This is a genomic window from Sphingomonas lenta (genome assembly GCF_002288825.1).
Lineage (GTDB): Bacteria > Pseudomonadota > Alphaproteobacteria > Sphingomonadales > Sphingomonadaceae > Sphingomonas > Sphingomonas lenta.
In genome coordinates, this window is record NZ_NSLI01000005.1 from 228,430 (window position 1) to 242,464 (window position 14,035).

The 14,035-nt window shown below is 69.6% G+C and carries 11 protein-coding genes; 5 read left to right on the forward strand and 6 right to left on the reverse strand.

The window, feature by feature from the left end; translation table 11 throughout:
• Nucleotides 1-2 precede the first annotated feature (2 nt).
• From CKY28_RS18390 to CKY28_RS16435, 4 genes are all read left to right on the forward strand, one after another.
• Nucleotides 3-581, forward strand: coding sequence for a hypothetical protein (locus CKY28_RS18390; protein WP_141243972.1), 579 nt, complete (start codon nt 3-5; stop codon nt 579-581).
• Nucleotides 578-2,422, forward strand: coding sequence for an acetyl/propionyl/methylcrotonyl-CoA carboxylase subunit alpha (locus tag CKY28_RS16425; RefSeq protein WP_095999459.1), 1,845 nt, complete (start codon nt 578-580; stop codon nt 2,420-2,422). Before CKY28_RS18390 ends, CKY28_RS16425 begins: the two co-directional genes overlap by 4 nt.
• Before the next feature lie 245 nt (nt 2,423-2,667).
• Nucleotides 2,668-3,120 carry a MaoC family dehydratase gene (locus CKY28_RS16430; protein ID WP_095999460.1) on the forward strand — a complete coding sequence of 151 codons (453 nt, stop codon included), beginning with the start codon at nt 2,668-2,670 and terminating at the stop codon, nt 3,118-3,120.
• A complete protein-coding gene (locus CKY28_RS16435; RefSeq protein WP_095999461.1) occupies nt 3,117-3,977 on the forward strand; it encodes an HpcH/HpaI aldolase/citrate lyase family protein in 861 nt (286 codons plus the stop codon). Before CKY28_RS16430 ends, CKY28_RS16435 begins: the two co-directional genes overlap by 4 nt.
• On the opposite strand, the gene CKY28_RS16440 is transcribed toward CKY28_RS16435, so the two are convergent.
• Nucleotides 3,960-6,092, reverse strand: coding sequence for a TonB-dependent receptor (locus tag CKY28_RS16440; RefSeq protein ID WP_095999462.1), 2,133 nt, complete (start codon nt 6,090-6,092; stop codon nt 3,960-3,962). The genes CKY28_RS16435 and CKY28_RS16440 overlap by 18 nt on opposite strands.
• Before the next feature lie 119 nt (nt 6,093-6,211).
• Here CKY28_RS16440 and CKY28_RS16445 point away from each other — a divergent pair, with 119 nt between their 5' ends.
• Nucleotides 6,212-6,979, forward strand: coding sequence for an SAM-dependent methyltransferase (locus tag CKY28_RS16445; protein ID WP_095999463.1), 768 nt, complete (start codon nt 6,212-6,214; stop codon nt 6,977-6,979).
• Here CKY28_RS16445 and CKY28_RS16450 read toward each other — a convergent pair.
• The 5 genes from CKY28_RS16450 to CKY28_RS16470 form a co-directional block, all read right to left on the reverse strand.
• Nucleotides 6,976-7,521 carry an SAM-dependent methyltransferase gene (locus tag CKY28_RS16450; RefSeq protein ID WP_095999464.1) on the reverse strand — a complete coding sequence of 182 codons (546 nt, stop codon included), beginning with the start codon at nt 7,519-7,521 and terminating at the stop codon, nt 6,976-6,978. The two genes, CKY28_RS16445 and CKY28_RS16450, sit on opposite strands and share 4 nt — an antisense overlap.
• Nucleotides 7,518-8,897 carry an APC family permease gene (locus tag CKY28_RS16455; protein ID WP_217989606.1) on the reverse strand — a complete coding sequence of 460 codons (1,380 nt, stop codon included), beginning with the start codon at nt 8,895-8,897 and terminating at the stop codon, nt 7,518-7,520. The genes CKY28_RS16450 and CKY28_RS16455 overlap by 4 nt, the downstream gene beginning before the upstream one ends.
• A gap of 143 nt (nt 8,898-9,040) precedes the next feature.
• Complete coding sequence (locus tag CKY28_RS16460; RefSeq protein ID WP_095999466.1) at nt 9,041-9,313, reverse strand: hypothetical protein; 273 nt, start codon at nt 9,311-9,313, stop codon at nt 9,041-9,043.
• A gap of 61 nt (nt 9,314-9,374) precedes the next feature.
• Complete coding sequence (locus CKY28_RS16465) at nt 9,375-10,859, reverse strand: efflux transporter outer membrane subunit (RefSeq protein ID WP_095999467.1); 1,485 nt, start codon at nt 10,857-10,859, stop codon at nt 9,375-9,377.
• Nucleotides 10,860-10,863: 4 nt separating this feature from the next.
• Complete coding sequence (locus CKY28_RS16470) at nt 10,864-14,034, reverse strand: efflux RND transporter permease subunit (RefSeq protein WP_095999468.1); 3,171 nt, start codon at nt 14,032-14,034, stop codon at nt 10,864-10,866.
• Between the last annotated feature and the right edge of the window lies 1 nt (nt 14,035).

Consider the following 14,035-nt stretch of genomic DNA (forward strand, 5'->3'; position numbering starts at 1 on the left):
TTATGCAGGACGAGATAGTCGAGTCTGGCTTAAAACGGCCAAGCGGGACTAGCGGCTTACGTCTGCTTGCGATTCCACTGTTCATCGCCGCGCTCGTCGGTCTGAGCCTGTACTTCTATAATCGAAGCGTTTCTGCGCCTGTGGCGGCTGCGTTAGCCGGGGAGACCGGCGCGGAGACGATCGTTCGCCGGGCGGGTTGGATTAGCAGTCGTGAAATTGTCTTCGACGTCAAATCCGCTGACGGCGAAATTGCGATGGTGGACATGCTTCGACGACTACTTAAATCGGCCGAAGCCTTAAAAGAGCGCGAGTTCGACAAGGTATATCTGGCGTATAAAGGAAAAGATAAGTTTTACCTCGAAGGTGCATACTTCAAGAAGCTTGGTGAGGAGCGGGAGTGGCAAAATCCCGTGTATACGATGCGGACACTTCCTGAGAATGTTCGCAATCTGGACGGCTCGCCTGCATTCGAGACTTGGGAGGGAGGTTGGCTTGGCGTGACGGGCAAGCAAATGGAGGACGCGGGAGAGTTTCAGAAGCAATGGTGGGTCAACGACGCGATTGGTGAAGTGAACCAATGATCCGCTCGCTGCTCATCGCCAACCGCGGCGAGATCGCCTGCCGTATCATGCGCACCGCGCGCTCGCTCGGCATCCGTACGGTCGCGGTTTACTCGGACGCCGACGCGCACGCGCTCCATGTCGCCCAGGCCGACGAGGCGGTGCATATCGGTCCGGCGCCCGCGCGCGAGAGCTACTTGGTCGGCGAGCGCATCATTGCCGCCGCGAAGGCGACAGGCGCGGAGGCGATCCACCCCGGCTACGGCTTCCTGTCGGAGAACGCCGACTTCGCCCAAGCCGTCATCGACGCCGGCCTGATCTGGGTCGGCCCGCGCCCGCACTCGATCCGCGCCATGGGCCTGAAGGACGCGGCCAAGAAGCTGATGAGCGACGCGGGCGTCCCCGTCACGCCCGGCTACCTCGGCGAGGACCAGTCGCCCGAGCGGCTTCAGGCCGAAGCCGACGCGATCGGCTATCCCGTCCTCATCAAGGCGGTCGCGGGCGGTGGCGGCAAGGGCATGCGCCGCGTCGAAGGCTCCGCCGAGTTCCAGGACGCACTCCAGAGCTGCAAGCGCGAGGCCGCGTCGAGCTTCGGCGACGACCGCGTGCTGCTCGAGAAGTATATCCTCTCGCCCCGCCACATCGAGGTGCAGGTCTTCGGTGACGCGCACGGCGACGTCGTCCACCTGTTCGAGCGCGACTGCTCGCTCCAGCGCCGCCACCAAAAGGTGATCGAGGAGGCGCCCGCGCCCGGCATGGACCCCGCCACCCGCGAGCAGGTCTGCGCCGCCGCCGTCCGCGCGGCCAAGGCGGTCGATTATCAGGGCGCCGGCACGATCGAGTTCATCGCCGACGCCAGCGAAGGCCTCCGCGCCGACCGCATCTGGTTCATGGAGATGAACACCCGCCTCCAGGTCGAGCACCCGGTGACGGAGGAGATCACCGGCCAGGACTTGGTCGAGTGGCAGCTCCGCGTCGCGTCGGGCGAGCCGCTGCCGCTCCGCCAGGAGGAGCTGAGCATCAACGGCTGGGCGATGGAGGCGCGGCTCTACGCCGAGGACCCGGCCAAGGGTTTCCTGCCCTCGATTGGTCGCCTCGACGCGTTCGATCTGGGTGACGAGATCCGCGTCGACACCGGCGTCGTCCAGGGCGCGGAGATCACGCCCTTCTACGATCCCATGATCGCCAAGATGATCGCGCACGGCTCGACGCGGGAGGAAGCACGCGAAGCGCTCGCCGATGCGCTCGACGAGGCGGTGGTCTGGCCGCTCCGCACCAACGCGGGCTTCCTCGTCGAAGCGCTCGACCACCCCGCGTTCGTTGCCGCCGAGCTCGACACCGGCCTCATCGCGCGCGAGGGCGACGCGCTGCTGCCGCCGCCGCTTCCGAGCGAGGAGGCGCTGGTCGAGGCCGCCGCCGCGCTCGCGCGGCCGGGCCCGATCGCGGGCCTCCGCCTCAACGCACCCCCGCGCCGCGCGGGCTGGTTCCTGGTCGGCGGCGAGCGGGTGGAGGTCAATTTCACCGACGCCGAGCCCGTCGAAGCCGATGAGGCGCCGGGCAGCCTGCTCGTCACCGAAGGCGGCCAGACCTGGGAGGTCACGCCCTGGCGCGCGACCGGCGTCGCCGCGGGCGGGGCCGCCGACGGCGCGATCCTGTCGCCCATGCCCGGCCGCGTCATTGCGGTCGACGTCGCCGCGGGCGAGCACGTCGCCAAGGGCCAGAAGCTCGTCACGCTGGAGGCGATGAAGATGGAGCACAGCCTTGTCGCCCCCTTCGACGGCACGGTGGCGGAGCTGCCCGTCGAAGCCGGCGGCCAGGTCACCGAAGGCGCGTTGCTCGTGCGCGTGGAGCGGGAGGGATAAAATCTCCTACCCCGGCGAAGGCCGGGGCCCAGTTACGGCCACGTCGCAGGCGGGGGCTCTCACGCCCGACGACCGTCCCGACTGGGCCCCGGCCTCCGCCGGGGAGGGGACCTGCGGGAAGGGGCTGTCCTACGACCCGCCGGCTGTGCCAAGGTCATCCTGCCCGGGACAGAAAAGAACAAGCGGACGCAACGGAATGTCCGAACGGGCGCGAAATATGCGAAGCTAAGGAGCCGAATCGGAAGATGGCCGGACGCTATTGGGAGGACTGGACCGTCGGCGACCGGATCGAGCACGAGATCCGCCGCACGGTCACCGAGACCGACAACCTCCTCTTCTCCACGATAACGCACAACCCGCAGCCGCTGCACCTCGACGCGGAGGCCGCCGCGGCGTCGGAGTTCGGCCGCGTCCTCGTCAACGGCACCTTCACCTTCAGCCTGATGGTGGGGCTGTCGGTCGGCGACACGACGCTGGGTGTGCTCGTCGCCAATCTGGGCTATGATAAGCTCGTCATGCCGGCGCCCGTGTTCATCGGCGACACCATGCGCGCCTCGACCGAGGTGGCCGAGCTGCGCGAGAGCAGGTCGCGCCCGACCGCGGGGCTCGTCACCTTCCGCCACGAGCTGCACAACCAGCGCGACCAGCTCGTCTGCCAGTGCCTGCGCACGGCGCTGATCCAGCGAAGGCCGGCATGAGGCTCCGCTCGCTCCTGTTCGTCCCCGGCGACCGGCCCGACCGTTTCGCCAAGGCGGCCGGATCCCAAGCCGACGCGATGATCCTCGACCTGGAGGACTCGGTCGCCGCACCCGCCAAGGCCCAGGCGCGCCAGGCTGTCTCCGACTACCTCACCCGCACGCCGCCCCCGGTCCGCCGCTTCGTGCGCATCAATCCCGTCGACGCCGGCATGCTGGCCGAGGACCTCGCGGCGGCGCGGGGTGCGGACGGGCTGGTGCTGCCCAAGGCCGAGGGGCTCCGCACGCTGGAAGCGCTGGGCGTCGTCGGGCTGCCCGTGCTCCCCGTCGCCACCGAGACGCCCGCCGCGATCTTCGGCTTAAGCGAGTACGCCCGCTCGCCCGTGCCCCTCGCCGGAATCACCTGGGGTGCGGAGGACCTGCCCGCCGCGGTGGGCGCCGCGACCTCGCGCGAGCCCGACGGCCGCTACACGCCGCCATACGAGCTCGCCCGCTCGTTGACCTTGTTCGCCGCCCACGCCGCGGGCGTGCCCGCGATCGAGACCGTCTATCCGGCGATCAAGGACGGGGCAGGCCTCGCCGCCTACGCCGCCAGGGGATCACGCGACGGCTTCACCGGCATGCTCGCGATCCATCCGGCGCAGGTGCCGATCATCAACCGCGCCTTCACGCCCGACGAAGCGACGCTCGCCCACGCCCGCGCCGTCGTCGCCGCGTTCGCGGCCAACCCGGACGCGGGCGCGCTCCAGCTCGACGGACGCATGATCGACCTCCCCCACCTCAAGCAGGCGCACCGCCTGCTGGCGATGGCGGGGGAGGAGAGCACCACCCTCCCGCCGGCGCTAGAGCCCGATACGTAAGGTCGCGCGCAGGTCGCGCCCGGCGAGCGGGGCGAAGTCCTTCAGGAAGCTCGCGTGCCGCCGCGCCTCGACGTCGAAGATGTTGTTGGCGCTCAGCACCACCGACGTCCGGTTCTCCGGTCCGAACGGCCGAAACGACAGGCTGGCGTTGACCAGCGTGAAGTCGTCGGTGGGCGTCTCGAACTCGGTCACGCGGTCCTGCTCGAATACGTGCTCCGCCTCGACCCGCGCGGACAGGCGGTCGCCCTGCATCTCCAGCCCGCCCAGCAGCCTCAACGGCGGGATGCGCGGCGCGGGACCCTCGTTCTCGATCGTCGCGCGGACATAGTCGGCGATCAGGTCGGCGTTGAACCGGTACCCGCCCGTCTCGGCGAGGAGCACGGACGCGTCGATCTCGAAACCGTAGAAGCGCGCGTCGCGCTGCCGGTACTGGAAGCAGGCGAGCTCCACCTCGCCGCCCAGCGCGGCCGCCTCGCACACCTCTTGGCTGACGCGCGACTCGTAGATGAAGTCGTCGAAGTCGTTGTAGAACGCCGACGCGTCCAAGCTGAACCGCCCGCCATGCGCGTGGAACGTGCCTTCCAGGCCCCAGCTCTTCTCCAGCCCGAAGCCCGGGTCGCCCAGCTCATAGGCCTGCGTCCCCTTGTGGTTGCCGTTGGAGAATAGCTCCTCGGCGGACGGCGCCCGCTCGGTGCGCGACAGGTTGACGCCGATGTTCACCCGATCGCTGAAGGCGTAAGCCGCGCCCAGCGAGCCGGAAAAGGCGTCGAAGCGGCGCTCTCCCCGGAAATACTGGAGCTGGTCGGGGCCGGGTCGCGACGATTGCTCGGTCCGCTCGTACCGCAGACCGCCCTCGATCCGCACCGGGCCGGCCTGGACGCTCTGCAGCGTGAACAGGCCGAATTGCTCCGTCTCGGAGCGCGGCAGGAACGCCTCCTCGCCCTCCACGTCGATGCGGCGGTTGAAGTACTGCGCTCCCGTCGCGCCCTGCCAGCCGCCGCGCTGCGCCTGGACCAACTCGACGCGGCCTTCCGTGCCCTTGGACAGGAAGGTGGTGCCGATCTCGCCCGACGGCTCGATCTCGAAATGGCGGTAGTCTGCGTGGCCGGCGCGCAGGCGGATGCGGTCGAGCAGCCCGCCGCCCGTCTCCACCTCGGCGCGCAGGTCGAAGCGGTCCTGGCGGATGTCGAGCCGGGGCGCTTCCTGCTCCTGGCCGACCTCCGTCGCGAGCCGCGCGGGCACGCCGACGAAGCTGTCGTACCGCTGGTACGCGATGCCGAGATGCCCCGTGTCGGTCACGAGCGAGCCGCCCACGCCGGCCGTCCAGGTCTCCGCGGCCGTGTTCGGGATCTCGCCGCGCAGGTTCGCGTTCGCGGCGAAGCCGACCGGCTCCTCGCCTTCCTCGACGTCCTGAGGCAGCCCGACCTGGGTGAGCGCCTGGCGCCGCGCATCCCGCGACAGGATGTATCCGCCCGTGCGCAGGTCGTCGCTCTTGAGGTAGGATCCGTTCGCGTTGAGCACGAACCGCCCCAGCGCGACGTCGGCCGAACCCGACGCGCTGCGCTCCTCGGCCGCCGACCCGTAGCTCGCCAGCACGTCCGCCCGCGCGCCGCCTTCCGGCGCGGTGCGCGGGATGCGGCGGTCGAGCACGTTGACGACGCCGCCCACCGCGGACGACCCGAACAGCAGCGCGCTGGGACCGCGCAGCACCTCGATACGCTCGGCCAGCAGGGGATCGATCACGACCGGGTGGTCCACGCTCGTGTTGGACGCGTCGAACGAGCCGATGCCGTCCGTCAGCACGCGGATGCGCTCGCCCTGGAAGCCGCGCAGGATGGGCCTGGACGCGTTCGGGCCGAACGAGGTCGCCGATACGCCCGGCTGGCGCGCCAGCGTCTCGCCGATCGTGCCGCGGATTTGCCGGTCGAGCTCCGCGCCGGTCAGCACGGTCACGCCCTGCAGCAGCTCGTCCTCGGTACGCTGGACGGGCGCGGTGACGACCACCGTCTCGCCGGTCTGGTCCTGCGGCTCGACCAGCGTGCTGATCTGTTGCGCGGACGCCGCCTGCGCGAAGGCGAGCGCGGCGAGGCTCGCGCCGAGGAAACGTTGGAACATGCTACTCCCTTTCGCGCCGCCCGTTACCGGCGATGATGTATTGTCACAAGCCCAAAACGTCGCTCGACGATCGCGGGCGCGGCGCTTAGGGTCGAAGGCCGGTCCGCGGGAGTTGAGGGATGCTGAAGGTGACGGCCGCGTTGTTCGCGGCGGTGCTCGCGACTTCAGTCACGGTGCCCATGTTCAGCCCGCCCGTGCGCGAGGTGGAGCGCGACGTGCCCTATGTGCCGACGCCCCAGCCGGTGGTGGACGCGATGCTGAAGCTCGCGGGCGTTCGGTCGAGCGACTACCACATCGATCTGGGCTGTGGCGACGGGCGCATCGTCGTCACCGCCGCCAAGCGCTACGGCACCAGGGGTCTGGGCGTCGATATCGACCCCAAGCGCATCTCGGAAGCGCGGTTCAACGCGGAGGTGGCGGGCGTGCTTACCCAAGTCGAGTTCCGCCGCGCCGACCTGTTCGAGACCGACATCGCCCGAGCCGACGTTCTGACACTATATCTACTTCCCAGCGTCAACATGCGCCTACGGCCTACCATCCTCGCGCGGCTCAAGCCCGGCACGCGCGTGGTCAGCCACGATTTCGACATGGGCGACTGGCCCGCGGACCAGCGCCTCCGCGTGCCGGAGGAGGGGTCGGACATCTACCTATGGATCGTGCCGGCCAACGTCGCCGGGCGGTGGCGCGTGACGGGGCCGGCGGGCCGGTCGCACGACCTCCAATTCGAACAGCGCTTCCAGCGGCTCGACGTCGGCGGGGCGCAGGGGCGGGTGACGGGCGACCGCGTCACCTTCACGCTGCCGGACGGCGCGCGTTTCGACGGGCGCGTGCAGGGCGAGACGATCACCGGCGCGAACGGCTGGCGCGCGGTGCGGATCGGCGACTAGCGCTTCGGCACCGTCCACATATAGATCATGCGCCCGTCGATCTCCTGCGTCTGCTCGGGCTCCCAGTCGCCCATGCGGAAGGCATGGCTGACGATGCGCGTGCCGGGCTTGAGGTCACGGAGCAGCTTGGGCCGGAGCTTCTCGTTCAGGCTGTCGAGCAGGTAGAGCGTCACCACCGTCGCCGGACGGATGTCGGCCTGGAACAGATCCTCGTTTCTGAAGGTCACTAAGTTTGTCACCCCGGCCGCCTTCGCGTTGGCGTTCGCTTCCGCGATGCGCTGCGGGTTGATGTCGATGCCGGTCGCCCGGATGCCGAACTGCTTGGCGGCGGTGACCGGGATGCGGCCGTCGCCCGAGCCGAGGTCGTAGAGCACATCTCCCTTCCTCACGCGCGCCATCTTCAGCATCGCGTCCACCACCTCCTGCGGCGTGGGCACGTAGATCACGTCGGGCTCGCGGAGCGTCGGGGCGGATTGGGCCTGGGCGAGCGCGGGAGCGGGGGCGAGCAGGGCGAGGGCGGCTAAGGCTGCACGAAGCTTCATCGGGACACCTCCGGGGCAGGGGAGCGGGTACGCAGGTACAGGAGAAGCACGCCGCCGACCGCGACGACCAGTACGCCGACCAGCGCACCCCAGCCGGTATAGGCGAGGCTGGACCAGAGCAGGTAGGCGTTGACGGCGCAGAACAGCAGCGGGGTCAGCGGATAGAGCGGTACGCGGAACGGTCGCGGGGCGTCGGGCTCGCGCCGGCGCAGCACGAAGAGCGACACGCCGACAAGGAGGAAGAAGAACCAGAAGACAGGCAAGGTATAATCGACTGCCAGCCTGAAACCGTCTCGCGCGAAGCCGCCCGCAATGATTAGAAGGAGCGCGATAATACCCTGGGTGACCAACGCGTTGCGCGGGGAGCCGCTAGGCCCGTGCCAGCGGCCGAGCGCCCCCAGCGCGGGCACGTCGCGGCCCAGCGCATAGGCCGAGCGCGCGCCGGTGATCACGGTGGCGTTGGCGGAGGTGAGCGCCGCCACCGCAACGGCGACCGCGATCAGCGCGCCGCCGCTCGGGCCGAAGGCGGCGCGCATCACGTCGGCCGCGACCGCCTGCGAGCCCGCCATGCCCGGCAGCCCCAGCGCGCGGAGATAGGCCAGGTTGGCGAGCAGGTAGAGCACGGCGAGCGCGAGGAGGCTGAGAAACAGCACGCGGGGGATGCTCCGCGTGCCGCCCCGGAGCTCGGCGGAGACGTAGGCCGCCTCGTTCCAACCGCCATAGGTGAGGAGCACGAACACCATCACGAGGCCGAGCAAGCTTTCCTGTGCGCTTGCCGGAGCAGCGGGCGCAGCCTCGGGCGCGAACAGCAGGCCGGCGGCGATGACGAGGATCAGGCCCGATACCTCGATCAGCGTGAGCCAATTCTGCGCCCGAGCGCCCTGGCGCACGCCGATCCAGTTGACTGCCGTGATCGCGACCACCGCGAGCGCAGCGTAGAGCGCGGACGAGGCGGAGCCGAGCGGCAGCAGCTGGGACAGGTAGTCGCCGAACACGAAGGCGAGCACCGCGACCGATCCCGTCTGTATGACCGCGAGCCGCGCCCAGGCGTAGAGAAAGGCGAGCCGCTCGCCGAATGCCCGACGGAGGAAGTGGTAATCGCCGCCCGCGTCCGGGTGTGCGCTCGCGAGCTCGGCGTAGCAGAGCGCGCCTATGAACGCGATCAGCGCCCCCGCCGCCCAGACGAGCATGAGCGCGACCCCGTCCGAAACGCCTCCCGCCACGAGCGACGGCGTGCGGAAGATGCCTGCGCCGAGAACGATGCCAACGGTGATCGCGATCGCGTCGCGGTCGCGCAGGCTCGGGCGGGGAGCGGCGATCGAGTCGTGCAGGGCCGTCCCTCCGCGGAAGTCGCTTGGGGGACGCTGCCGGGTCAGCTAGCGGGCGTCAATGCGCAAATCACCCGTTCGCTTCGAGCCCAGTCGAGAAGCTGGGCCGAGGGCACCGTCTGGAGCGTCTCTCGACTATGCTCGAGACGAACGGGCGAGGGGAGCCCGACCGAGGGCGGGAGAGCTCGATCTCAGCGCAAGCCGCGCGCGTGCTTTCCGCCGTAGCGCTGGCCGATATAGCTGGTCACCCGCTCCATCTCCGCCGACGCCGCCGCCGCGCTCTCGCGGCAGCAGGGGAGGGCGGTGTCGGCCGCGCCCGCAGCGCGGAGCTGCACCTTGTGGCTCAACTCTTCAATATCGGCGCGGCTGAGGATGTTCTTCTCGCGCAAGAGGCAGAGCAGGCTTTGCAGGATGATGAGGCTCTCCTCGCCGGGATCGGCGGCGGGATGGTGTGCGGACGCCATAGGTCGCTCTCCTCTTCCGTTTTGAAGGGAGAGTACGCTCTTTTCCCGCGCCCGCAACAGCTTAGTTCAGTCCGCCTCCTAGGGTCCGGTACAGCTCGACCAAGTTGCTGGTGCGGGCTAGCCGCGTGTTCACCAGCTGCTGCTGCGCGGCATAGGCGGTGCGTTGCGCGTCCAGCGTTTCGAGGAAGGACGATACGCCCACCCGATAACGCGCGTCCGATAGGCGGGCTGCGACGCTCGCGGACTCGGCGCGCGCGGTCTGGGCGGCGAGCTGGTCGTCGATCGTGCCGCGTTGCGCGAGCGCGTCGGCGACCTCGCGAAACGCGGTCTGGATCGTGCGCTCGTAGGTGGCGACCGCCGCCAGCCGCTGCGCCTCGGCGAGCCGGACGTTCGCGCGCCTGCGCCCCGCATCGAACAGCGGCAGGGAGACGCCCGGCGCTGCCTGGTAGGTGAAGCTGCCGCCGCCGAATAGGCCGGAAAGCGCGGTGCTGATCGTCCCTACGGTAGCCGTCAGCGAGATGGTCGGGAACATCGCCGCGCGCGCCGCGCCGATGTTGGCGTTCTCCGCGATGAGCTGGCGCTCGGCCTGGAGCACGTCGGGTCGGCGGAGCAGCACGGCGGAGGAAAGCCCGGCGGGCAGGTTGCCGATCGTCGCGAAGCCCTCGCCCAGGCCGCCAGGCAGCAGCTCGGCGGGGACGGGCGCGCCTACGAGCAGGTCGAGCGCGTTGCGGTCGCGCGCGATCCGCGTCTCCAGCACGGCGATGTCGTTGCGCGCCGCCTGATAGTTGGTGTCGGCCTGCCGCGCCTCGAGCTCGGACGCCACGCCGATGCGGAATTGCGCGGCGGTGAGGTTGCGCGTCTGTTCGAAGGTGCGCAGCGTCTCGCGCGACAGGCGGAGCTGGTCCTGGTCGGCCGCGAGCGTCAGCCACGCGTTGGCGATCTCGCCGATCAGGCTGATCCGCGTCGCGCGCTGCGCCTCCTCCGTCGCGAAATACTGCTGGAGCGCGGCCTCGGTCAGGTTGCGGACGCGGCCGAACAGGTCGATCTCGAACGCGGAGAAGCCAATATTGGCCGAGTAAAACTCGAGGTTCGACGAACCGGCCGCGCCGGCGCCCGCGCCCGCGCCCGCGCTAGTACCGCCGCCGGCACCCGTGCCGGCCCCGGCCGCACTGCCCTGCGCGCCGAAAGCGCCGAACGGATTGTTTGTATAGGTTGCCGAGCCCGAGATGGCGGTGGTCGGCACGCGATCCGCGCGCTCGACGCGGTAGCGCTCGCGCGCTTGGAGCACGTTGGCGGCCGCCAAGCGCAGGTCGCGGTTGTTCTCCAGGCCCTGGGCTATGGCCCGCTGAAGACGCTGATCGGTGAAGAACTCGCGGTACCCGATCCGGCTGACATCGACGCCCTCCGTCCGGGCGGGCGGGTAAACGCCGCCCGACGGCAGGGAGGTCGGCACCGCGCCCGCGGGCTGGACGTACTTCGGCGCGAGATTGCAGCCGGCGAGCAGGTTGGCGCCGCCGAGCAGCGCGAGGAGGGTGGAGCGGGTCATCGGATCAGGCTCCCTGCGGCGCGGGCTGACCGTGCGGCTCGTCGGGAATGGCGGGCCTCGCCTTGCCCCCACGGCCGAACAGGCGCAGCACCACGACGAAGAACATCGGCACGAAGAAGATGGCGAGAACGGTCGCGGACAGCATGCCGCCCACCACCGCCCAGCCGATCGCGTTCTGCCCGCCCGACCCCGCGCCGCTGGCGATCGCGAGCGGCAGCACGCCGAACACGAACGCGAAGCTGGTCATCAGGATGGGGCGAAGGCGCAGCTTGGCCGCCTCCACCGCCGCGTCGAACGCGTTCAGGCCGTCGCGCATCCGCTCCTCCGCGAACTCGACGATCAGGATCGCGTTCTTGGCGGACACGCCGATCGTCGTGATCAGGCCGACCTGCAGGTAGATGTCGTTGTTGAGGCCCCGGATCGTCGCCGCCAGCACCGCGCCCAGGATGCCGAGCGGCACCACGAGCACGACCGCGACCGGCACCGACCAGCTCTCGTACAGCGCGGCGAGGGCGAGGAACACGAGCAGCAGCGAGAGCGCGTACAGCGCGGGCGCCTGGCCGCCGGAGAGCACCTCCTCGTAGCTCAAGCCCGTCCACTCGTAGCGCGTGCCGGGCGGCAGCTTGGCGTGCAGCTCCTCCATCGCCCGAAGCGCGTCGCCCGACGAGTAGCCGGGACCCGGGATGCCCAGCAGCTCCATCGCAGGCGAGCCGTTGTAGCGCGTGAGCTGCACCGGCGCGTTCTCCCAGCGCATCGTGGCGAAGGCGGTATAAGGGACCATCTGGCCGTTCTGGCCGCGCACGAATAGGCTGGTGATGTCCTCGGGCTTCAGGCGGTAGCGCGTGTCGGCCTGGATGAAGACGCGCTTCACGCGCCCGCGGTCGATGAAGTCGTTGATGTACGCGCCGCCCCAGGCGGCCGAGATGGTCTGGTTGACCTCGGCCAGGTCGACGCCCAGCGCGCGCGCCTTGTCCTGGTCGATGTCGACCCGGAGCTGCGGCGCGTCGTCCAGCGCGTTGGGGCGGACCTGCGCGACGCGCGGCTCCGCCATGGACATGCCGAGCATCTGGTTGCGCGCCGCCACCAGGCGTTGGTGACCGATCCCCGTCTCGTCGACGATCTGGATGTCGAAGCCGGTCGCATTGCCGAGCTCGGTCACCGCCGGCGGCACGATCGCGAAGATCAGCCCGTCCGTATACTGACTAAGCACGCCCATGGCGCGGCCGACGATCGCGTCCGCGCGGTTCTCCGCGCCCGGACGCTCCTCCCAGTCCTTCAGGTTGACGAAGGCGATGCCCGTGTTCTGCCCCTGGCCGGCGAAGCTGAAGCCGTTGACGGTGAACACGCCGCGGACGTTGGGCGCCTCGCTGCCCAGGAAGTGCTCGCGCACCATCGTCAGGCCGCGCTCGGTGCGGCTGCTCGTCGCGCCCGACGGGCCCTGCACGAGCGCCACCACATAGCCCTGATCCTCGTCGGGCAGGAAGCCGGCGGGCAGCCTGTAGAACAGCGCGCCCACCACGCCGACGATCATCAGGTACACGACCACTGACCGTTTCCAGTTGCGCGCCGTGGTGCGCACGCCGCGCTCGTAACGGCGCTGGCCCGCTTCGAAGGTCCGGTTGAACCAACCGAAGAAGCGCGCGAGCGGGCCCGTGCCGGCCTTCTTGTTCGGGTCGTGCGGTTTCAGGATCGTGGCGCAGAGCGCGGGCGTCAGAATGATCGCCACCAGCACCGACAAGGCCATGGCGGACACGATGGTGATGGAGAACTGGCGATAGATGACGCCGGTGGAGCCCGCGAAGAACGCCATGGGCAGGAACACCGCGATCAGCACCGCGCCGATGCCGATCAGCGCGCCGGTGATCTCGTCCATCGACTTGCGCGCGGCCTCCTTCGGGCTCAACCCCTCGGTGGTGATCAGGCGTTCGACGTTCTCCACGACCACGATGGCGTCGTCGACCAGCAGGCCGATGGCGAGCACCATGCCGAACAGCGTCAGCGTGTTGATCGAGTAGCCCGCCACCGCGAGCACCGCGAAGGTGCCGAGGATGACCACGGGAACCGCGATCGTGGGGATGATCGTCGCGCGCCAGTTCTGCAGGAACAGGAACATGACGATGAACACGAGCACCACCGCCTCGATCAGCGTCTCCACGACCTGCTCGACCGACAGGCGCACGAACGGCGCGGTGTCGTAGGGGTAGACGACCTTGACGTCGGGCGGGAGCGTCCGCGCGATCTCGTCCACGCGCGCCTTGACCGCGTCCACCGTGTCGAGCGCGTTGGCGCCCGGCGCCAGGAACAGCGCGATGCCGCTCGCGGGGCGGCCGTTATACTTGGAGGTGAAGCCGTACTGCTCGGCGCCGATCTCCACGCGCGCCACGTCGCGCAGGCGCACGATCGAGCCGTCGGTGTTCGCCTTCAGCCGGATCGCGCCGAACTCGTCGGGCGTCTGCAGGCGCGACTGGACGGACACGGTGGCGTTCAGCATCTGCTCGGCCGGCGCGGGCTGCGCGCCGATCTGGCCCGCCGACACCTGCGCGTTCTGCGCGCGGACCGCGGCGACGATCTCCGGCATGCCGAGCTGGAACGCGTTCATCTTCACCGGATCGACCCAGATCCGCATCGCGTATTGCGCGCCGAACAGCTGGAGGTTGCCGACGCCCGTCACGCGGCTGAGCGGGTCCTGGAAGCGCGACGCGACGTAATCCGACAGGTCGGTCGTGTCGTGGCTGCCGTCCTCCGAATAGAGGCCCATCACGATCAGGAAGTTGGCGGAACCCTTGGAGACCTGGAGGCCCTGCTGCTGCACCTCGACCGGCAGCAGCGGCGTGGCCGCCTGCAGCTTGTTCTGCACCTGCACCTGCGCGATGTCGGGGTCGGTGCCCTGTTCAAAGGTGACGGTGATCGTCGCCTGTCCCGCCGAGCTCGACGAGGACGAGAAGTAGCGGAGGTTGTCGATGCCCTTGAGTTGCTGCTCGATCACCTGCGTCGTGGTGGTCGCCAAGGTCTGCGCGTCCGCACCGGGATAAGTGACGGTGATCACCACGGACGGCGGCGCGATGGCGGGGAACTGCGCGATCGGCAGCGTGCGGATCGCGAGCACGCCGGCGAGCATCAGGATGATCGCCAGCACCCAAGCGAAGATCGGGCGGTCGATGAAATAGCGGGCCATG